Source organism: Polaromonas sp. P1_G2 (genome assembly GCF_056405515.1).
Window position 1 is genome coordinate 14,280 of record NZ_JBFUBY010000051.1, and the last position, 19,604, is coordinate 33,883.

The following is a 19,604-nucleotide window of genomic DNA, read 5'->3' on the forward strand; positions in this document are numbered from 1 at the left end:
TGAGTTTCTCGACCGGCGCCGCGTAGAGGGCCCACAGTTTGCCGTTGCTGGACGACTTGGCCAGCGTCCTGACGGCGGCTGTCGGCGGCCTCGAAGGCGCGCTCGGCCTCGCTGGAACCGGCGAGCGTCACTGGCGCGCCGAAGTGGGCATCGTGGCATTGATCTCGATAACATGGACGCTTATCCACTGTATGGACGAACCTCATGCCCGTCGATAGCCCTGACCAGACGCCTCTGATGCCTTATCAATACCCGAACCCGCCGGACGTCCGGCCGGAAATCGTGGTGCAGCACGCCATCCCCACTGATGAACGGCTCTGGGTGCCGCAGGCCGAGAACGTCTGGTTCCGCCCGCTGTGCCTCAATGCCAGCCAGGGCTACTGGATGAACCTGCTGCGTGTGCGCAAGTCCGGCGTGCTGAGCCGCCACCGCCATCCGCAAGCGGTGCACGGCTTTGTGCTCAAGGGCCGCTGGCGCTACCTGGAGCACGACTGGGAAGCCACCGAGGGCAGCTATGTGTTCGAGCCGCCCGGTGAAACCCACACGCTTTATGTGCCCGAGGACGTCGAGGAAATGATCACCTACTTCCAGGTCAACGGTGTCATGTACTACACCGACCCCTACGGCAAGGGCATGGGCTACGAGGACGTGTTCACCAAGATCGAGATGTGCAACAAGCACTTCGAGGCCGTCGGGCTGGGCGCCGACTACACCAAACAATTCATCCGCTGAGCGCGGCTGTATCTTTTCAGGAACTACGCATGACCTACCAGGCCGGACTCTTCAAAGGCAAACGCGCGCTCGTCGCTGGCGCGACGCAAGGCATAGGCGCCGTGATCGCCAACCACCTCGCGGCGCTGGGCGCCGAAGTCACGGCACTGGGGCTGGGCGGCGGCGACGGCACGCTCGATGCCGCCGTCGAAGTGCTCCAGGCCGACGTGACCTCGGCGGCCAGCCTGGACGCGGCGCTGGCCGGCATCGCCACACTGGACATCGTGTTCAACTGCGCCGGCATCATCCAGCGCGGCGCCGAGCACGACCTCGAGGTCTTCGAAAAAGTGCTGGCCGTCAACCTCACCGGCACCATGCGCGTGTGCACCGCCGTGCGCGAGCGCCTCAAGGCCAGCCGCGGCTGCATCGTCAACACCGCCTCCATGCTGAGTTTTTTCGGCGGCGGCCTGGTGCCGGGCTATGCGGCCAGCAAAGGCGGTGTCGCCCAGCTCACCAAATCGCTGGCGATTGCCTATGCACCCGACGGCATCAGAGTCAACGCCATCGCGCCCGGCTGGATCGCCACGCCGCTCACCCAGGCGCTGCAGGACGACCCGGCGCGCGCCGGCCCCATCCTGGCGCGCACGCCCATGGGCCGATGGGGCACGCCCAAGGACGTGGCCGAGGCCGCGATGTTCCTCTGCACGCCGGCGGCCGCCTTCATGACCGGCGTGATCCTGCCGGTGGACGGCGGCTACATGGTGTCGTGATGGCGCAGCCCGCCCCGTCGCAGGTCGCCGGCACGGCCGCGTTCTCGAAATTTATGCATGTGCTGCAACTCGTGGCCGATTCGGAGCAGCCGCTCAACGTCGGCGCGCTGGTCAAGGCCAGCGGCTACCCCAGGCCCACGGTGCACCGCATCGTCGCGGCCCTGGTGGCCGAGCGCCTGCTGGTCGAGAACGAGCGCGGCGCGCTGCTGGCGCTGGGCCCGCGCCTGATCCAGCTGGCCAGCCGCAGCTGGGGCCGTTCAGACCTGCGCCTGGCGGCGGTCGACGAACTCAAGCGCCTGCGCGATATCACCGGCGAGACCGTGCACCTGGCCGTGCCCAACGGCCACACCATGGTCTACATCGAAAAACTCGAAAGCCCCAGCGCGGTGCGCATGGCCTCGCGCATAGGCACCAGCGTGGCCCTGCATGCCACGGCGGTCGGCAAGGCTTATATGGCGGCGCTGGAGCCTGCCGTGCTGGAGCCGCTGCTGCGGGGTTTGCCTTTGCCGCGCTACACCGACAACACTTTGGTGAAGCTGGTCGACCTGCGCAAGCAGTTGGAGCTCACGCAGGAGCGCGGCTGGTCGATCGACGGCGAGGAACACGAAGCCGGAATTTTTTGTTATGGCGCCGTGATACGCGGCGGGCTCGGGGCGCCTGTTGCCGCAATCAGCGTGAGTACCTTGATGTTCCGCCAGAAGGCGGAGCCCGAGGAGGCTTATGTCGCGCCGCTGCTGGAGGCTTGCCGTGCGATTTCGGCGCGGATCGCCGAGACGCCGGCTTTGTCGGCGGCGGATGTTTTGTAGGCCTGCTTTCCTGATCGGCTCATCGCCCGGCCGAGCGTTCCGCCCGGACTGAGCCCTTTTCTTTCCGCCGTGCTGGGTATCTAAGCCTCTTGCTTGTTTCGACGCTCCGATCTGAACGCGCAGTCAATCGATGCGGCTCACCTCCTCATCGTCGCCATCACGCTTTCTCCCCTTTCTTTCACTTTTCTTCCAGCGCATGGGCGCCTTCCTGCTGGGGCCGGTTACGGCTTTGTCTTCTTGCGGACAAAGAAGTGACGAAAGTAAGTCGAAGGCTTGGTTTTGTATTTAAGCTCCGGCCAGGATAGTGGTTTTGTTAATGCGTTTGTGTGTATTGATGGCTCATGACCGCCATTGACGCATGGCGACAGGGTGATACAGGCTGGCGGGTGTTGCTGCGTTGTGCATCCGGACCACGATCACGATGTGCAATTTTTTTCATCTACACCCAGGAGAATGTCATGCCCACAACCCCAATTTTTAATGATGCTCAAGTTGCCACTGCCCTGACCTTCAACGGATTGGGTTTGAAATGGGCTGGAAGCGAGATCACATACAACTTTTACGTTTCCGACGGCGCTGCATATTGGCACCTCACTGCCAACCAACAGTCCATGGCCGGTTACTGGATGAATGCGTGGAACGACCTTATTGCCACCCGGATTACCCGTGTCGGCGACGGTGCACCAGCAAACATCAATTTTTCAAATGAGACCCGGGAAGATATTTCGTACGCGGATACCTCAATTGGTTTGGCAGGGGCAAATGTACTGGCTTCCGCGAGCGTGGTATTCAACGATTTGTGGGGCGACAACCTAAACACATTTCCCGACTTCCTGGCAACCAAAAACCTGATAACGCCCATTTTTGGAAAGTACGGCGCAATGGCGTATGGGCATGAAATCGGGCATGCGCTCGGCCTCTCCCACCCGGGAAGCTACAACGGCAGCGGCGCGGCGGCTGCAGCGTACATGCAGGACAGCCAGCAGTACACCATCATGTCTTATTTTTCAGCGAGCACTACCGGCGCGCAGCACGCCGGCTTTTATGCTCAAACCCCCCTGATGGACGACATCCTGGCGATCCAGTCGCTTTATGGCGCCAACCTCACCACACGCAGCGATGCGACCGTCTACGGCTTTCATTCCAGCCTGGCCGGTTCGGTCTATGATTTTTCGCGGAATACGGCGCCCATCCTGTGCATTTACGATGCCGGCGGCGATGACACCCTCGATCTGTCCGGGTACGCCACCGGGTCACGGATATCGCTGGTCGCGGGCAGCTTCTCGGATGGCGCCGGGATGACCAACAATATTTCAATCGCACGCGGTGTGACGATCGAAAATGCCATTGGCGGCAGCGGCAACGACAGCCTGACCGGCAACGGCGCGGACAATCGTCTCGACGGTGGTGCCGGTGCCGACACCCTGGTGGGTGGTTTGGGCGACGACGTCTACGTCGTGGACAACGCCGGCGACACTGTTGTCGAGCAGCTCAACCAGGGCACGGATATTGTCTATTCGGCGATCAACTACACGTTGGGCGCCAATGTAGAAAACCTCACGCTGCTTGGGCAACACCCTGAACAATGTCCTGCTCGGCAATACCGCCGCCAACACCCTGGTCGGCGGCGAGGGCAACGACAAGCTCGACGGCGGTGCCGGTGCCGACAGCCTGGTGGGCGGCTTGGGCGACGATGCTTACATCGTGGACAACGTCGGCGACRYCGTTGTCGAGCAGSYCAACSARGGCACGGAYAYYGTCTRTTCGGCGATCAAYTACACGCTGGGCGCCAATRTGGAAAAYCTGACRCTGMTYGGMRCGGCCGCCACCAGYGGCACGGGCAATGCACTGAACAATGTCCTGCTCGGCGGCGGCGGCAACGACAGGCTCGACGGCCTTGCCGGCGCGGACACCCTGGTGGGTGGTTTGGGYRACGACGYCTACRTCGTGGACAACGCCGGCGACGTCGTCGTCGAGCAAGCCAGCCAGGGTACGGACCTTGTCTATTCGGCGATCAGCTACACGCTGGTCACCGATGTAGAAAACCTCACGCTGCTTGGAACGGCGGCCATCAACGGCACGGGCAACACCCTGAACAATGTCCTGGTTGGCAATGCCGCCGCCAACACCTTGAGCGGCGGCGATGGCAACGATACTCTGATCGGTGGGGCCGGTAGCGACAGTTACGTGATTGGGCGCGGCAACGGCAGTGACATCGTCAAGGAAAATGATGCGACGGCGGGCAATACCGACGTGCTGCAATTCCTAAGTGGCGTCAACGCCAATCAACTGTGGTTTGGCAAAACCGGCAACGACCTGCAGGTCAGCATCATCGGCACCGCCGACAAAGCCACCGTGCAGAACTGGTATCTGGGCAGCCAGTACCACGTCGAGCAAATCAAGTCCGGCGACGGCAAGCTGCTGCTGGATAGCCAGGTGCAGAACCTGGTGCAGGCCATGGCCTCATTTGCGCCGCCGGCCATGGGCCAAACAAGCTTGACGGCTTCACAGCAAACGGCGCTCGCGCCTGTGCTGGCGGCCAACTGGCATTAGGTGTGCCGGCCAGGGCGGACGCAAAATCCGCCCCCGGCTAGGCCCCAAAATTCCGCAAAGCCGCCTCAATCGCCGCCGCCGTCGCCAGCGGTTTTTCCATCGGGAACAGATGGCTCCCATCGAGCATCATGATCCGCCCCTTGGTGACCTTCTCGGTCATCGCCATCCCGACCTGCTTCATCTCGGCCGACTGCCGCCCACCGATAAAGGCCACGGGGCATTTGAGTGGATGGCGTTTGAGTAGTGCTTCCAGGTTGTCAGGCAGGGTGTTGTAGATCGCGGTTTCCACATCGCGGTCGAAGCTGAGCAACTGCTTGCCTTCGTCCTCGCCTGTGCCTTCATAGGTACCGTGTTCGATGTAGTCGCGCAGCACTTGTTCGTCCCAGGCGGCAAAGGCTTTTTTGCCGCGGAAGTGCTCGAACACCTCTTCCTTGCCCAGCCACTGGTTTTTGCGTTTGCGGCTGATGGCGCCGGGCGAAATGGCGCCGACCAGTTGCGCGCGTTTGGCGACGCTCAAGGCTCGGGCGCGCCAGCCGCCCAGGATGGGCGAGTCGACGAGCACCACGCCCTTGACGGGCTGGCCGCCGAGTACAGGGTTGCGCGCGGCGCACATCAAGCTCAGGAAACCGCCCAGCGAATGGCCGACGAGGAAGGCTGGCTGGCCGCACTTTTCAACTTCGCGGGCCGTGAAGTCGGCGAGTTGCTGCACCAGGTGCGGCCAGTTGCTGGTGACGGGGTAACGTGGGTCGTGGCCGAACTTGTCGACGGCCTTGACCTGGAAGCCGCGGGCTTTCAGGCTCTGGAAGACCGCGCTGTAGGTAGCACCCGGAAAACTGTTGCCGTGGGAAAAAATGACCAGCGGTTTTGAAGAGGAGGGCACGGCTTAGATTAATTTTTCATCCGGCGTGCTGATCTTCTTCAGCGGCTCGTGGCGCGTGGCCGGCATCTTCAGCGGGATGTCGGTGTGCGCGTCGTCCCAGACCGGGTCTTCGATGCTGTCAAAAACCTCGCGCAGCTTCTGGCCCCAGCTGCTGTGCATCATGCGGTAGTAGGGGTTGTCGTTGTCGATGCAGACGATCTTGTCGCTCTGGTAGGTGTCGGCTTCGTAGACCACCAGGTCCAGCGGCAGGCCGACCGAGAGGTTGGACTTCATGGTCGAGTCCATGGAGACCAGCACGCATTTGGCGGCTTCGGCCAGTGGCGTGGCGGGGGTCAGCACGCGGTCCAGCACCGGCTTGCCGTACTTGGACTCGCCGACCTGGAAGTAAGGCGTTTCGTCGGTGGCTTCGATGAAGTTGCCGGCCGAATACATCTGGAACAGGCGCATGTTCTCGCCGCGGATTTGTCCGCCGAAGACCAGCGAGACGTTGAAGTCGACATCGGCGTTTTTCAGCGCCTCCGCGTCGCGGTCGTAGACGCGGCGAATCGCCGAACCCAGCACGCGGGCGGCGTCGAACATGCTTTTGGCGTTCCAGATGGTGATGGGCTCGCCCCCCTCGTGGTCCTTGAGCTGCTCGACCTGCAGGATCTCGCGGATGGACTGGGAGATCGACAGGTTGCCGGCCGACAGCAGCACCATGAAGCGGTCGCCGGCCTTTTCGTAGACGATCATCTTGCGGAAGGTGCTGATGTGGTCCAGGCCCGCGTTGGTGCGGGAGTCTGACAAAAACACCAGCCCGGCGTTGAGTTTGGCGGCGACGCAGTAGGTCATGAGGTGGTCTGGGAGTGTGGGGGACGTGGAAGGCGTGGAAGGTGTCGGGTTGCGCTGGGTCACGGGGAGACGGAAATCTTTTTGAGGCGATACAGGACGTCAAGCGCTTCGCGAGGCGTCAGCGCATCAGGGTCTATGGTACCCAATGCCTTGTCGACGGCGCTTTGCTCAGCGGCGGCCGACTCAGGCGGCGCGGCGAACAGGTCGACCTGGGCGCGTGCTTCCGTCTGGTGGGCTTCGAGCGCAGTGAGCGCATGGCGGGCGTGATTGACGACGGCGGCGGGCACGCCGGCCAGCTTGGCCACCGCAATACCGTAGCTTTTGCTGGCAGGGCCGGGCTCGATGTGGTGCAGGAACACGATGTCGGCGCCGGACTCGACCGCGCTCACGTGCACATTGATGGCGCCGTGGTGCTGGGCCGGGAATTCGGTGAGCTCGAAGTAATGCGTGGCGAACAGCGTGAAGGCCTGGGTCTTGTTGTGCAGGTAGGCGGCGATGCCGCCGGCCAGCGCCAGGCCGTCGAAGGTGGAAGTGCCGCGGCCGATCTCGTCCATCAGCACCAGGGAGTGCGGCGTGGCGGCGTGCAGGATTTGCGCCGCCTCGGTCATCTCGAGCATGAAGGTCGATTGCGCATTGGCCACGTCGTCGGCCGCGCCTATACGGGTGTGGATCGCGTCTATGGGCCCGAGCCGGCAGCTGGCCGCCGGCACATAAGAGCCCACGCTGGCCAGCAGCACGATGAGGGCCACCTGGCGCATATAGGTTGATTTACCGCCCATGTTGGGGCCGGTGATGACTTGCATGCGGTGCTTGCCGCTCATGGCGGAGTCATTCGCGATAAAGGAGCCGCCGCCCGTTTCGGCCAGGCGCGCCTCCACCACCGGGTGCCGGCCCTGGACGATGTCTATGCAGGGCTCGCGCACGAACACCGGCGCGGCCCAGTTCAGCGTGAGGGATCGCTCGGCCAGCGCGCACAGCGCGTCCAGCGAGGCCAGCGCGCGCGCCAGGCGGCTCAGCGCGGGGATGAAGTCCTGCAGTTGGTCGAGCAATTGCTCATACAGCCACTTCTCGCGCGCCAGGGCGCGTTCCTGCGCCGATAAGGCCTTGTCTTCAAAAGCCTTGAGTTCGGGCGTGATGTAGCGCTCGGCGTTTTTTAATGTCTGGCGGCGGCGGTAGTCGTCGGGCACCTTGTCGAGCTGGCCCTGCGTGACTTCGATGTAGAAGCCGTGCACCTTGTTGAACTGCACGCGCAGGTTGGCGATGCCGGTGCGGGCTTTTTCGCGGACTTCGAGGTCCAGCAGGAAGCCGTCGCAATTGGTCTGGATGGCGCGCAGCTCGTCGAGGTCGGCGTCGCAGCCGTGGTTGATGACGCCGCCGTCGCGGATCAGCGCGGCCGGTTCGTCGAGCACATAGCGGCCCAGCAGCGCGGCGCAGCCGGCCGGTGGCTGCAGGTCTTCAAAGATGCGGGTCAGCAGTTCCGGGAAGTCGCTGCCGGCAGGCGCGGCCAGCTCGGCTTTTTGCAGGGTGTCTTTGAGCGCGACCAGCTCGCGCGGCCGCACCTGGCGCAGCGCGATGCGGGCGGTGATGCGTTCGACGTCGCTGCAGCCCTTGAGCTTGGCGCGCAGCGTCTGCTGCGGGCCGCCGCGCAAATGCGTGATGGCGTCCAGGCGCGCCGCCGCCTGCGCACGGTCGCGGCGCGGCGTGAGCAGCCAGCTTTTGAGCGCGCGGCTGCCCATGCCGGTGGTGCAGGTGTCCAGCAGCATAACCGAGCAGCGCGGAGGCGGCGGCGTGGGCTTCATTCAGTGCCTCGGCGTTCCACGAGGCGAGCGAGGCGACCTTGAGCTGGTCCAGCAGGCGGCGCGCGCCCAGGGCGGTGTCGAACTGCCAGGCCGGGCGYGCGGTGGAGGCGCAGCGCTGGCTCTTGAGGCGCTGTTCGAAGGCCGGCGTCACGTCGACGTTGTAAAGCAGCTCGCTGGGGGCCACGCGCGCCAGCCAGGCTTCGAGTTCGTCGTTGGCGCAGTGCGCCAGGTGGATTTCGCCCTGCGTCACGCTGAGCCAGGCCAGGCCGCAGGTGTTGCGCGCGCCCTGGTGCACGGCCAGCAGGATGGATTCGTTTTTGTCGTTGAGCAGCTCGGTGTCGGTCAGCGTGCCGGGTGTCACCACGCGCACCACTTTGCGCTCGACCGGGCCCTTGCTGGTGGCGACGTCGCCGACCTGCTCGCAGATCGCCACCGATTCACCGAGCTTGATGAGCTTGGCGAGGTAGCCTTCGAGCGCATGGAAGGGTACGCCGGCCATCACGACCGGCTCGCCGGCCGACTGGCCGCGCCGCGTCAGCGTGATGTCGAGCAGGCGCGCGGCTTTCTCTGCATCGGCGAAAAAGACCTCATAAAAATCGCCCATGCGGTAGAACACCAGCGTGTCCGGGTACTCGGCCTTGATGCCGAGGTACTGCTGCATCATGGGCGTGTGGGCGGCCAGCGGCGGCATGCCTGAGCTCATGGGAGTCACGGGGCTGGCGGGACTGGCTAGTTCGGGTCTCACGGGGAGGTTGTCACTCATGCGTTGGGTGGGAAGAAGCGGCGGGCGCCGGGGCCAATCCCGCATTATCAATGGCTGCTGGCCCGGCCGGTTTGGCCGGTTCGGCCAGCACGCGGGCCTGGGCCTGCCGCAGCTCCCGTGCCATCGCGCAGGCCAGCTCCAGCCGGCGCAGCAGCCAGGGCGTGAGGTCGGTGATCATCAGCGGGTCGGGCCGGGGCTGGAAGGGTTGGCCGGCAATGGCCGGGCCGGTTGGGGGCGGCGTGGCCCCGGTGTCCGACAGTTCGGCTTCGATGCGGTTAGAGGCCTGCGCCAGCGCCGGCCTGGCGACCTTGAGGTCCAGCTGGGCACGGTGCAGCAGCAGCAGGGATTTGACGGCCGTGAGCTGGGCCAGTAACTGGTAGCTGCGCGCCTGCAGGGCCTCGAGCGGCTCCAGCGGCGGGCGCACCTTTTGCGGCTCGGCCAGGCTGCGCTGGGCGGCCAGCGTGAGATCGGACAGGCTGTTGTAGGCCTCGCGCCGGGCCAGCCGCCAGGGCAGGTCGGACGCCCGGGCCTCGTCCAGCAGCGCGAGCGCCAGCTGCGCATGTTTGGCTTGGGCGCGTCCGCTGCGCAGCGCCAGCGCCGGAATCTGGTTGCGCTCCCAGGCCGGCAGCACATAGCTGAACAGCCAGGCGATCAGCGCGCCCAGCAGGGTGTCGGCCAGGCGCTCGGCCACGGCGAAACCGGGCTGCACGCCCGCCAGCAGCAGATGCGCCTGCAGCAGGCCGGCCACGGTGGCCGCGATCGAGGTAAATAGGTAGCGCCGCAGCGCAAAGGCATGCGCCAGCCCCATGCTGAGCGCGATCACGCCGAAGATGGCGCGGGCGCCCGGGTGCGCGGCCAGCACCAACATGACCAGCGCGCAGCCCAGCAGCGTGCCGGCGACGCGGGCGTTGCGGCGCTGCACGGTTTGCGCCAGGTTGCCGCGCATCACGACCACGATGGTCAGCAGGATCCAGTATTCATGCGCCACCCAGGGCAGGCGCAGCGACACCGCATAGCCGGCCGCCACGGCCAGCGCGCAGCGCAGGGCGTAGCGCAGGATGGGCGCGCTCCAGCCCAACTGCCCCAGCAGCGGCTTCCAGGACCAGTGGGTGGTGCTGACGAACAGCTGCCACTGGGTGCGCACGGCCGACAGCCCGGGCGGGATGTCGCCGCGCGCCAGCGCCGCCAGTTTCACGGCTTCGTCGTTGATGTGGCCTATGCGGTCGGCCATGTTGTGCAGCAAAGCCAGCGGGTCGGTGGTGTCTATGCGCAGCGGGTCGGGCGCCAGCGGGTCTATGCGTTTGGTGCGCGGCGGCAGCGCGCCGGCGAGCTGCGGCCGCAGGTCGGTGATGGCGGTGATCGCCGCGCCGCGCCGGCCCAGCAGCAGGTCCATGCCCAGCGCCTCGAGGCGCGCGGCGGTGCTGTCCAGCGCCAGCTGCAGGGCGGGCAGCACGGCCACGCTGGCGCTGTGCTCCAGCAGGAAATCCAGGTCCAGGTCGCAGGCGAGCTGGTGGTCGCGCGCCTCGAGCAGGCTCAGCAGCATGGCCGCCAGGCGCTGGCGCTCCGGCGTGGTGGGCGACTCCAGCACCACGTCGCGGGTGTTCTGCAGATGGTCGGCCAGCGCGGCCTGTTGCTGCAGCATGCGCGCCAGCAGCGCGGAATGGTCGGGCTGCGGGCCGAAGCGCTGGGCCTGGGTGCGCAGGATCTGCGCGAAGCTGTGCAGGCATTCGGCCAGCAGCTGCGCGCGAAAGCGCTGGTTCAGCAGATGGGTGGTGAACACCGCCCACAGCAGGTACAGCCCGGCGCCGGCCAGGAACCAGGCGCCGTGCAGCGCGATCTGCCCCAGCGTGGCCACCGGTGGCGCGGCCATGGAAAACAGGGTGGAAAACAGCARCGAAAAACAGATGGGCCCGCCGCGCTTGCCCCAGGCCATCATCATCACGGCCAGGAAGGTGGCGGCCGTGACCACGATGCCCAGCAGCAGCTCGTCGTGGCGCACCAGCTGCACCAGCATGAAGAGCGGCGCGCCCAGCAGCGGCGCGGGCAGCATCTGCATGATCTTGCGCCGGCGCGGCGCGGGCACGTCGGGCAGGCTGGTGATCAGCACGCCCACCGCGGCCGTGGAGGCGGCGGCCAGCCCGGCCGCCTCGAAGATGGCTAGCATGATGAGCACCAGGCCCAGCGAGACCGTCAGCCCGTTGGCGACGTACTGGCTCAGCAGCACGTGCAGGCTTTTTTGCAGCCAGCCCTGCGCCCGGCGCTGCAGGCGGGTTGCCAGCGCGGGAGAAAGGGCAGGGTCGGGCCGGTTCATGGTGTGCCTGGACACACTTTACCTTTACCGAAACGCGCGGACGTAAAAAAAGCCCGCGTGGCGGGCTTTGCTGTTTTGTTTAGAACGGGGCGTCCGGTTTGGCGGCCGCGCTGTCCGCGGCTTTGATGCGTTTGGCCTTGAGCGTCGGTTTTTCGGCCGGGGCGGCGGGCGCCGCGCTTTCTTCGGCACCTTCTTCAGGCTCCTGCGCGGCGCTCGTGTCCTTGAGGRCCTGACGCACGGCGGCCTTGTCGCCGGCGCCGGCGAACTTGCTGTACTTGCCCAGGGTGCCGACCAGCTGGCCGTAGATGCGCGGGTTGCCGGCCACGCATTCGCCGTGGTCCATGAAGTCGGCTTCGCCGGTGAAATTGCCGATCAGGCCGCCGGCTTCGGTCACCAGCAGCGAGCCGGCCGCCACGTCCCAGGGCTTGAGGTTGGATTCAAAAAAGCCGTCGCTGAAACCGGCTGCCACATAGGCCAGGTCCAGCGCCGCGGCGCCGGGGCGGCGCACGCCGGCGCACTGGCTCATGACTTCGCCCAGCATGTTGAGGTAGGTCTTGAGCTTGTCGCCAGGGCGGTAGGGAAAGCCGGTGGAAATCAGGCATTCCTGCAGGCGGGTGCGCTTGGCCACGCGGATGCGGCGGTCGTTCATGTAGGCGCCGCGGCCCTTGGTGGCGCAGAAAATGTCGTTGCGGGTGGGGTCGTAGACCACGGCCTGCTCGACCTTGCCTTTGACGGCCAGCGCGATGCTGACGCAATAGACCGGGAAGCCGTGGATGAAGTTGGTGGTGCCGTCCAGCGGATCGATGATCCAGACGAAGTCGGAGTCTTTGGCGCCATGCTCGCTGCCCGATTCTTCGGCCAGGATGCCGTGGCCGGGGTAGGCCGTCACCAGGGTTTCGATGATCGCGGCCTCGGCGGCCTGGTCGATCTCGGTGACGAAGTCGTTGGTCTGCTTGACCGAGACGCGGACGGCTTCGACGTCAAGCGCCGCGCGGTTGATGATGGCGCCGGCAGCGCGCGCAGCCTTGATGGCCACGTTGAGCATGGGATGGAGGTTGCTGGACATAACTTGTAGGGAAGAACGGGATAAACCGGCGCCGGCGATGCGGGCGGCGGGCAATGGCGGTATTTTCCCATAAACCCGCGATATGGCTCCCTCCGGGGGGCGATACCGCGTCCAGGCGACCCCGGGAACCGCGGCTAGGCGCCTTCGGCGATCAGGAAATCCGCGTCGGCATGCTGCTGGCGTATGGCCCGCGCCGCCTGGTATTCGGGGCTGGCGTAACAGGCCCGCGCGGTCGCCATGTCGGCGAACTCCACGACGACGTTGCGCTCGCGGGAGCTGCCTTCCATGCTTTCGTAAGCCCCGCCGCGCACCAGGAAATTCGCTCCGAACTTCTCGAAAGCGGGCCGCGCCGCCGTCAGGTAACGCGGGTATTCGTCGATGTTGCGCACCGAGACGTGCACGATCCAGTAAGCCTTTGCCATGGTGTTCCTTGTGTTTTGAAGTGTTGAAGGCTGGACGATACGCGTGACATTCAATTCTGAAAAATGAATAATAAGGATTGTTTATATCTTCAAGAGAGATTCATGGAGCTCAGTGACCTGGTGATTTTTCGGGCCGTGGTGGAGGCCGGCGGCGTGACGCGCGCGGCCGAGCGCCTGCATCGGGTGCAGTCCAACGTCACGACGCGCCTACGCCAGCTCGAGGAAAAGCTGGGAACGCCGCTGTTCATCCGCGAAGGCAAGCGCCTGCACCTGTCGCCGGCCGGGCAGGTGTTGCTGGACTATGCCCAGCGCCTGCTGGCCCTGGCCGAAGAGGCGCGCGATGCGGTGCGGGACGGCCGCCCGCGCGGCGCCCTGGTGCTGGGCGCCATGGAGAGCACCTCGGCGGTACGCCTGCCCGGGCCGCTCAGCGACTTTGTGCGCCTGTACCCCGAGGTCAAGCTGACGCTCAAAACCGGCAACCCGCAGCAGTTGGCGGCGGCGGTACTGGCCGGTGCCATCGATGCGGCGCTGGTGACCGGGCCCATCGTTGACGGCCCCTTCGAGCGCGAGCCGGTTTATCGCGAGGAACTGGTGATCGTGGCGGCGGCCGGCCATGCCGCCATCACCTCCCGGGGCGCCGAGCCGCCGCGCAGCATCGTCGCCTTTGAGCAAGGCTGTCCGCACCGGGCGCGGCTTGAGCAGTGGTACGCCGGAAAAAACAGCATGCCGGTGCAGACCATTGAGATCACTTCCTACCACGCGATGCTGGGCTGCGTGGTGGTGGGCATGGGCATCTCGCTGGTGCCGCTCAGCGTGCTGGCGACTTTTCCCGAGCGCGCGCGCCTGAGCGTGCATGCCTTGCCGCCCGGCAGCGACTGCGCGCAAACCGACCTGATCTGGCGCAAAGGCGCGATGTCACCGAAGATCAGGGCGCTGGTCCAGGTCCTGAAGCCATCCGCATAGGACAATCCTGTCCCATGCGTACCCGATTTATCCTGATCAACACCAGCCACGCCGGCAATGTCGGCGCCACCGCCCGAGCCATGAAAACCATGGGTTTTGAGGACCTGGTGCTGGTCGCGCCGCGCTGGGCCAATGTGCTGAACCGCGAAGAAACCATCCAGCGGGCCAGCGGCGCGCTCGACGTGCTCAAAAATGCCCGCATCGTCGCCACGCTGGACGAGGCGCTGGACGGCATGGCCCACCTGTGCGCCACCGCCATGACGCCGCGAGACTTCGGCCCGCCCACGCGCGCGCCGCGCGAGCACTTCGCGGGCTTGCTGGGGGATGGCGAGCCGGACAAGGAAACATCCGCGAGGCCCGAGTCGGTGGCTTTCCTGTTCGGCTCCGAGCGCTTCGGCATGCAGAACGATGACGTCTACCGCTGCCATGTGGCGCTCAGCATCCCGACCGACCCGAAGTTCGGCTCGCTGAACCTGGGTGCGGCGGTGCAGCTGATCGCCTACGACTGGCGCCAGGCGCTGGGCGGCTTTAGCGTGCAGCCGGCGAYGGCCGAGCCCGCGCAGGCCGATGCGGCGGCGGTGGCCGGCATGCTGAAGCACTGGGAAGAGGCGCTGGCCGGCATAGGCTTCCTTGATCCGGCTTCGCCCAAAAAACTGATGCCGCGGCTCAACCAGCTCTTCAACCGCGCGCAGCTGAGCCCCGAGGAAATCCACATCCTGCGCGGCGTGGCCAAGGCCATGCTGCAAAAGGCCTCCGAAGCGGGGGGCAAAAACGCCGCTCCGGCAGCCATCCCGCGCCCTCAGTAGACTTCGCCTATGTTTTCCCGACTCCGCTCCGACATCCAGTGCATCCTCGACCGCGATCCCGCCGCCCGTACGGCCTGGGAAGCGCTGACCTGCTACCCCGGCCTGCATGCCCTGGTGCTGCATCGCCGCGCGCACTGGTGCTGGAACCACGGCTTCAAATGGCTGGGCCGCTTTATCTCGCATATTTCGCGCTGGATGACCGGCATTGAGATCCATCCCGGCGCCAAGATCGGCGAGCGGGTGTTCTTCGACCATGCCATGGGCGTGGTGGTCGGTGAAACCGCCGAGATCGGCGACGGCTGCACGATTTACCAGGGCGTGACGCTGGGCGGCACTTCGCTCTACAAGGGCGCCAAACGGCATCCAACGCTGGGCCGCGACGTGGTGGTCAGCGCGGGGGCCAAGGTGCTGGGCGGTTTTGTGGTCGGCGACGGCGCCAAGATCGGCAGCAATGCGGTGGTGATCAAGCCCGTGCCGGCCGGGGCCACGGCGGTGGGCATTCCCGCGCGCATCATCCTGTCGAAAACCGGCGAAAGCGCCGACGTCTCGACCACGCAGTTTTCGGCCTACGGCATCACGCTGGAGGACGACCCGCTGTCCCAGGCCATGCGCGGCCTGATCGACAACGCGTCCGGCCAGGAGCACCAGATCGCCCTGCTGTGGCAGGCGATTGAAAAGCTCTCGGGCTCGCAAACCGCCATGAACAAGGACTGCGTGCCCAAGGATGCGGCGCTTACGGAAACTTTTGAAGCTGAAAAATTGAACCAGCTGGTCGGCAAGTAAGCCGCCGTTTTTAGACCGCCCTGAGCGCGCGCTCCAGGAAAGCGGCGGCCTGCAGACAGGCGCGGTCGGCATGCGGCGCGCCAATGATTTGCAGGCCCATGGGAAAACCGTTCACCCCCGTGGCGCCGGCCACGTTCACGCAGGGCACGCCGAGCAAGGTCCAGGCGCGGTTGAAGATCGCGGCGCCGGTGCTGCCATAACCCTCGGGCGCTTCATCGGGCGCGCTGGGCGTCATCAGTACGTCGAATCCCTCAAACCAGCTTGCACAGGCCTTGCGGCCTTCTACCGCGGTGCGTTGCGCGGCTTCGTAGGCTGCCGGCGTGATGCCGCGGACCGCCAGCAGGTAGTTGCGCAGGATGTCCGACAGTGCTTCGGAATGGTGGTCCACTTCCCAGGCCAGGCTGCGCCAGACCTCGTAACCCTGGATGATGTCCTGTGCGTCGAACACCTCCTTGATCCAGGCGGGCAGGGTGATGCGCCTCACGTCCGCGCCGGCTGCCTTCAATGCATTGCTGCCGGCTTCCAGTGCCTGCCGGGCGCTTGGGGACAGTTCGGCCCAGGGATAGGCTTCGGGCACACCGACCACCCAGGGTTTCGGGGAAGGTTCAGCATCGAGTGCCAGCGCGCGGCCGCCGAGCGCCTGGGCAAACCAGGCCACCTCGGGCACGCTGGCGGCGAACAGGCCGACCGTGTCCAGCGACCAGGAAAAACATTTGAGCCCGGCCGTGGGCAGCAGGCCGAAGCTGGGTTTGAAGCCGGTGACGCCGCAATAGGACGCCGGGCGTATCACTGAGCCGCCAGTCTGCGTGCCGATGGCAAAAGGCACCAGGCCTGCCGCGACCGCCGCCGCCGAGCCGGCCGAGGAGCCGCCCGGCGTGCGGCCCGGTGCATTCGGGTTCAGCGTGGCCGTGGGCTTGAGGAAAGCGAATTCGGTGGTGCTGGATTTTCCGATCAGCAGCCCGCCTGCGCGGCGGATCACGCCGACCATGGCCGCGTCGGCGTGCACCGGTTCAGCCGGGTAGAGCGCCGAGCCGTAGCGCGTGGGGAAATCGCGGGTGTCGAAGATGTCCTTGAGAGCCACGGGCAAGCCACGTAGCGGGCCTGTGAGGGCAGGGATTTGGGCCAGCGCCGTGGGCAGGTCCAGGCGGGCGGTGAAGGCGCGCAGCGTGGCGTCTGTCGCGTCTATGCGTGCGAAGGTTTCTGTGAGCAGGCTCGCCACGTCCAGCGTGCCTGCAGCCAGCCCGGCGGCCGTCTCTATGGCAGACGGCGCTGGCGGCTTCATGGTGCCGGCGTGCGGATGGCCGATTTCGGCCGGAAGGCCTTGCAGACGGCCGGGTCGGTTTCGAGGTAAGGGCCGCCTATCAGGTCTATGCAATAGGGCACAGCGGCAAAGATGCCGGGCACCACAGCTTCGCCGGCCTCGTTTTTAAGGCCCTCCAGCGTTTCCTGGATGGACTTGGGCTGGCCGGGCAGGTTGAGGATCAGGCTTTTGTCGCGTATCACCGCGCGTTGGCGCGACAGGATGGCCGTGGGCACGAATTTGAGGCTGATCTGCCGCATCTGCTCGCCGAAGCCGGGCATTTCCTTGTGGGCGACGGCCAAGGTGGCCTCGGGTGTCACGTCGCGCGGCGCGGGGCCGGTGCCGCCGGTCGTCAGCACCAGCGAGCAGCCGGCGTCGACCAGCGAGATCAACGCGGCGCTGATGCCGGCCTGCTCGTCGGGGATCAGGCGTTCGTCAAAAGTGATGGGGTTGCGCAGCGCGCGCGTGAGCCAGTCTTTCAGCGCCGGCAGGCCTTTGTCGACGTAGACACCGGCCGAGGCGCGGTCGCTGACCGAGACAATGCCGATCCTGACCGCCTCAAAAGCCTGGCTCATGCCTGGGGTTCCTCAGCCTCGTCCGGGCCTTTTGCCAGGGTTTGCCGCACCAGCTGGAAGATTTCGCGGTAGGACTTGCCGTGGCGCGGCGCCTCGCCGGGTTTTTCGGGCTTGGCGTCCTTGCGGGCCTGGCGAACCAGGGCGCGCAGCTGCTGCGAATCGGTGCCGGGATGTTCTTCGAGCCAGGTGCCCAGCGCGGCGTCGTCGGCGATCAGCTTGTCGCGCCACTGTTCGGCCAGGTGCAGCGCCAGCGTCAGGTCGGCCGAGCCGTTGAGCTGTTCGTTGATGGCTTCGCGGATCGGTTCCGGGTCCAGCGGGCGCATCAGCTTGCCGATGAACTGCATCTGGCGGCGTTTGCCCTCGAAGTTGGTGATTTTTTTGGCGTCGGCGATGGCGTCGCGCAGCTTGTCGGGCAGGTCCAGGCGCGCCATCAGGTCGGCGCGCAGGGTCAGCAGCGCTTCACCGAGCGCCTGTTTTTCATCGGCCTCGGCCTTGAGTTGGGTTTTGCTGGGCGGGCCGACTTCTTCAAGCGCGATTTCCTCGGGTTTGACGAAGCGTCCGTTGGACCAGTAGCCCTTGATGGCCTTGGGAGTCTTGTTGTTCATGGCAGTCAGTATCATAGCTACCCATATGACCCAAAAAGCTTCCTCTCGTTCCAGCGCCGCAAAGCGCGCCGCTTCCCGTCCCTCCCAGCAGCCCGAAAGCGGCTTCAGCTACCACCGCGATTTTTTCGAAGACCTCGTTGACACCGCGCTGGGCCACGCCAAAAAACTGGGTGCCACGGATGCCGCGGCCGAGGCTTCCGAAGGCTGCGGCCTGTCGGTCAGCGTGCGCAAGGGCGAGCTCGAAAACGTGGAGCGCAACCGCGACAAGTCGCTGGGCATCACGGTTTACATCGGCAAAAAGCGCGGCAATGCCGCCACCAGCGATTTCTCCAAGGCCGCCATCGAGCAGACTGTGAAAGCGGCCTACGACATCGCGCGCTTCACGGCCGAAGACGAAACCTCGGGCTTGCCCGACGACCGCGACATCGCGCGCGTGCACCGGGAGCTGGACCTGTTCCACCCCTGGTCCATCGACTCCGAACAGGCCGCGCAACTGGCCCTGAAGTGCGAAGCCGCTGCGCTGGGCACCAGCCGCCTGATCACCAACAGCGAAGGCGCGGGCGTGTCAGCCCAGCAAAGCCATTTTTTCAGCGCCCATACCAAGGGCTTTCGCGGCGGTTATGCCAGTTCGCGCCACAGCATCTCGGTGGCGCCGATCGCCGGCAAGGGCGACCAGATGCAGCGCGATGCCTGGTACAGCTCCATGCGCGACGCGGCTGAACTGGCGCGCCCCGAGGCCGTGGGCCGCTACGCCGCCGAGCGCGCGCTGGCACGCCTGAAAAGCCGCAAGATCCCGACCACGCAGTGCCCGGTGCTGTTCGAGTCGCCGCTGGCCGCGGGCCTGCTGGGCGGTTTTGTGCATGCCGTGAGCGGCGGTGCGCTGTACCGCAAAAGCACCTTTCTGGCCGATAGCCTGGGCAAGCCGGCTTTCCCGAAACACATCGACATCAACGAAGACCCGCACCTGCGCAAAGGCAAGGGCAGCGCGCCCTTCGACGAAGAGGGCGTAAAGACCCAGGCGCGCAAGGTGGTGGCCGGCGGCCGCGTCGAGGGCTATTTCCTGAGCACTTACTCGGCCCGCAAGCTGGGCATGCGCACCACCGGCAATGCCGGCGGCTCGCACAACCTGGTTCTGACCAGCCGTCTGACCCGCCCGGCCGACGACCTGGACGCCATGCTGCGCAAGCTGGGTCGCGGCCTCTTCGTGACCGAGCTGATGGGCCAGGGCGTGAACTACGTGACCGGCGACTATTCGCGCGGCGCCTCGGGCTTCTGGGTCGAAAACGGCCGCATCGCCTTCCCGGTCGAGGAAATCACGATTGCCGGCAACCTCAAGGACATGCTCATGGGCATTGAGGCCGTGGGCGCGGACGCCTACAACTACGGCGCCAAAACCGTAGGCTCGATTCTCATCAACCGCATGAAGGTGGCGGGGAGTTGAAACCTGCGGGTTTTAGGTGTATTTTTAGTCTTGTATTTTCACCTTTTTGGTACTATATTGATTCTTTAATTCCCAACTGGAGAATTCAATGGCTGATGTACGTGTTCTTAAATTCGATGTGGGTTCGAGTACTGATGTTGCGTTGCAGCGGCTAAAGAACCGCTTTGATGCGTCCACTTCATCGGAGGCAATGCGAAGAAGCTTGGCGATTGCTGATAC

Annotated in this window: 17 protein-coding genes and 2 pseudogenes; 9 read left to right on the top strand and 10 right to left on the bottom strand. The window is 65.4% G+C overall.

Going from position 1 to position 19,604, the window contains the following annotated elements; all coding sequences use genetic code 11:
* The first annotated feature begins 204 nt into the window (after window positions 1-204).
* The 4 genes and pseudogenes from AC1D0P_RS07725 to AC1D0P_RS07740 all read left to right on the top strand — a co-directional run.
* Window positions 205-732, top strand: a complete 528-nt coding sequence (locus AC1D0P_RS07725) for a 2,4'-dihydroxyacetophenone dioxygenase family protein (RefSeq protein ID WP_477676195.1) — start codon at window positions 205-207, stop codon at window positions 730-732.
* 29 nt (window positions 733-761) lie between these two features.
* Window positions 762-1,481, top strand: a complete 720-nt coding sequence (locus AC1D0P_RS07730) for an SDR family NAD(P)-dependent oxidoreductase (protein ID WP_477676196.1) — start codon at window positions 762-764, stop codon at window positions 1,479-1,481.
* Window positions 1,481-2,287: an IclR family transcriptional regulator gene (locus AC1D0P_RS07735; protein ID WP_477676197.1), complete on the top strand. Its 807-nt coding sequence runs from the start codon at window positions 1,481-1,483 to the stop codon at window positions 2,285-2,287. The genes AC1D0P_RS07730 and AC1D0P_RS07735 overlap by 1 nt, the downstream gene beginning before the upstream one ends.
* Before the next feature lie 881 nt (window positions 2,288-3,168).
* A pseudogene (locus AC1D0P_RS07740) lies at window positions 3,169-3,705 on the top strand (M10 family metallopeptidase C-terminal domain-containing protein); the annotation flags it as partial.
* Here AC1D0P_RS07740 and AC1D0P_RS07745 read toward each other — a convergent pair.
* Window positions 3,601-3,864 carry a hypothetical protein gene (locus AC1D0P_RS07745; RefSeq protein ID WP_477676198.1) on the bottom strand — a complete coding sequence of 88 codons (264 nt, stop codon included), beginning with the start codon at window positions 3,862-3,864 and terminating at the stop codon, window positions 3,601-3,603. The pseudogene AC1D0P_RS07740 and the gene AC1D0P_RS07745 overlap by 105 nt on opposite strands.
* Between AC1D0P_RS07745 and AC1D0P_RS07750 the strand changes: the two genes are divergently transcribed.
* On the top strand, window positions 3,854-4,840 hold the full coding sequence (locus AC1D0P_RS07750) for a calcium-binding protein (RefSeq protein WP_477676199.1): 987 nt from the start codon (window positions 3,854-3,856) through the stop codon (window positions 4,838-4,840). The two genes, AC1D0P_RS07745 and AC1D0P_RS07750, sit on opposite strands and share 11 nt — an antisense overlap.
* A gap of 37 nt (window positions 4,841-4,877) precedes the next feature.
* Here the strand turns inward: AC1D0P_RS07750 and AC1D0P_RS07755 are convergent, their stop codons facing one another.
* From AC1D0P_RS07755 to AC1D0P_RS07780, 6 genes and pseudogenes are all read right to left on the bottom strand, one after another.
* Window positions 4,878-5,720, bottom strand: coding sequence for an alpha/beta fold hydrolase (locus tag AC1D0P_RS07755; RefSeq protein ID WP_477676200.1), 843 nt, complete (start codon window positions 5,718-5,720; stop codon window positions 4,878-4,880).
* Window positions 5,721-5,723: 3 nt separating this feature from the next.
* Complete coding sequence (locus AC1D0P_RS07760; protein ID WP_477676201.1) at window positions 5,724-6,551, bottom strand: proteasome-type protease; 828 nt, start codon at window positions 6,549-6,551, stop codon at window positions 5,724-5,726.
* Window positions 6,552-6,610: 59 nt separating this feature from the next.
* Window positions 6,611-9,053, bottom strand: a pseudogene (gene mutS / locus AC1D0P_RS07765) (DNA mismatch repair protein MutS).
* A gap of 52 nt (window positions 9,054-9,105) precedes the next feature.
* Window positions 9,106-11,424, bottom strand: a complete 2,319-nt coding sequence (locus AC1D0P_RS07770; RefSeq protein WP_477676202.1) for an FUSC family protein — start codon at window positions 11,422-11,424, stop codon at window positions 9,106-9,108.
* 79 nt (window positions 11,425-11,503) lie between these two features.
* Window positions 11,504-12,490: an inositol monophosphatase family protein gene (locus AC1D0P_RS07775; RefSeq protein WP_477676203.1), complete on the bottom strand. Its 987-nt coding sequence runs from the start codon at window positions 12,488-12,490 to the stop codon at window positions 11,504-11,506.
* A 134-nt stretch (window positions 12,491-12,624) separates the two neighbouring features.
* Window positions 12,625-12,912: a DUF1330 domain-containing protein gene (locus AC1D0P_RS07780; RefSeq protein WP_477654899.1), complete on the bottom strand. Its 288-nt coding sequence runs from the start codon at window positions 12,910-12,912 to the stop codon at window positions 12,625-12,627.
* A gap of 102 nt (window positions 12,913-13,014) precedes the next feature.
* On the opposite strand from AC1D0P_RS07780, the gene AC1D0P_RS07785 reads away from it, so the two are divergent.
* Genes AC1D0P_RS07785 through cysE form a run of 3 tightly spaced genes read left to right on the top strand, consistent with a single transcriptional unit; the run spans window position 13,015 to window position 15,464 of the window.
* Window positions 13,015-13,875 carry a LysR substrate-binding domain-containing protein gene (locus tag AC1D0P_RS07785; RefSeq protein WP_477676204.1) on the top strand — a complete coding sequence of 287 codons (861 nt, stop codon included), beginning with the start codon at window positions 13,015-13,017 and terminating at the stop codon, window positions 13,873-13,875.
* Between the two features lie 14 nt (window positions 13,876-13,889).
* On the top strand, window positions 13,890-14,681 hold the full coding sequence (locus AC1D0P_RS07790) for an RNA methyltransferase (protein ID WP_477676205.1): 792 nt from the start codon (window positions 13,890-13,892) through the stop codon (window positions 14,679-14,681).
* A gap of 9 nt (window positions 14,682-14,690) precedes the next feature.
* A complete protein-coding gene (gene cysE, locus AC1D0P_RS07795) occupies window positions 14,691-15,464 on the top strand; it encodes a serine O-acetyltransferase (protein ID WP_477676206.1) in 774 nt (257 codons plus the stop codon).
* Window positions 15,465-15,474: 10 nt separating this feature from the next.
* On the opposite strand, the gene AC1D0P_RS07800 is transcribed toward cysE, so the two are convergent.
* From AC1D0P_RS07800 to yjgA, 3 genes are read right to left on the bottom strand one after another with little or no spacing between them, the layout of a single operon-like run.
* Entirely contained in the window at window positions 15,475-16,746 is a 1,272-nt protein-coding gene (locus AC1D0P_RS07800; protein WP_477676207.1) for an amidase, read from the bottom strand.
* Window positions 16,743-17,339 carry a molybdopterin adenylyltransferase gene (gene mog / locus AC1D0P_RS07805; protein ID WP_477676208.1) on the bottom strand — a complete coding sequence of 199 codons (597 nt, stop codon included), beginning with the start codon at window positions 17,337-17,339 and terminating at the stop codon, window positions 16,743-16,745. The genes AC1D0P_RS07800 and mog overlap by 4 nt, the downstream gene beginning before the upstream one ends.
* The gene (gene yjgA, locus AC1D0P_RS07810) at window positions 17,336-17,944 is read right to left on the bottom strand and encodes a ribosome biogenesis factor YjgA (RefSeq protein WP_477676209.1); all 609 of its coding nucleotides are present in this window, start codon (window positions 17,942-17,944) and stop codon (window positions 17,336-17,338) included. The genes mog and yjgA overlap by 4 nt, the downstream gene beginning before the upstream one ends.
* Window positions 17,945-17,969: 25 nt before the next feature.
* On the opposite strand from yjgA, the gene pmbA reads away from it, so the two are divergent.
* Entirely contained in the window at window positions 17,970-19,385 is a 1,416-nt protein-coding gene (gene pmbA, locus AC1D0P_RS07815) for a metalloprotease PmbA (protein ID WP_477676210.1), read from the top strand.
* Window positions 19,386-19,604: the final 219 nt, after the last annotated feature.

Coding starts and splice junctions, on each gene's coding strand:
- cysE (WP_477676206.1), top strand. CDS start 14,691: ATGTTTTCCCGACTCCGCTCCGACATCCAGTGCATCCTCGACCGCGAT.
- pmbA (WP_477676210.1), top strand. CDS start 17,970: ATGACCCAAAAAGCTTCCTCTCGTTCCAGCGCCGCAAAGCGCGCCGCT.
- AC1D0P_RS07780 (WP_477654899.1), bottom strand. CDS start 12,912: ATGGCAAAGGCTTACTGGATCGTGCACGTCTCGGTGCGCAACATCGAC.
- AC1D0P_RS07760 (WP_477676201.1), bottom strand. CDS start 6,551: ATGACCTACTGCGTCGCCGCCAAACTCAACGCCGGGCTGGTGTTTTTG.
- yjgA (WP_477676209.1), bottom strand. CDS start 17,944: ATGAACAACAAGACTCCCAAGGCCATCAAGGGCTACTGGTCCAACGGA.
- AC1D0P_RS07800 (WP_477676207.1), bottom strand. CDS start 16,746: ATGAAGCCGCCAGCGCCGTCTGCCATAGAGACGGCCGCCGGGCTGGCT.
- AC1D0P_RS07730 (WP_477676196.1), top strand. CDS start 762: ATGACCTACCAGGCCGGACTCTTCAAAGGCAAACGCGCGCTCGTCGCT.
- AC1D0P_RS07735 (WP_477676197.1), top strand. CDS start 1,481: ATGGCGCAGCCCGCCCCGTCGCAGGTCGCCGGCACGGCCGCGTTCTCG.
- AC1D0P_RS07785 (WP_477676204.1), top strand. CDS start 13,015: ATGGAGCTCAGTGACCTGGTGATTTTTCGGGCCGTGGTGGAGGCCGGC.
- mog (WP_477676208.1), bottom strand. CDS start 17,339: ATGAGCCAGGCTTTTGAGGCGGTCAGGATCGGCATTGTCTCGGTCAGC.
- AC1D0P_RS07725 (WP_477676195.1), top strand. CDS start 205: ATGCCCGTCGATAGCCCTGACCAGACGCCTCTGATGCCTTATCAATAC.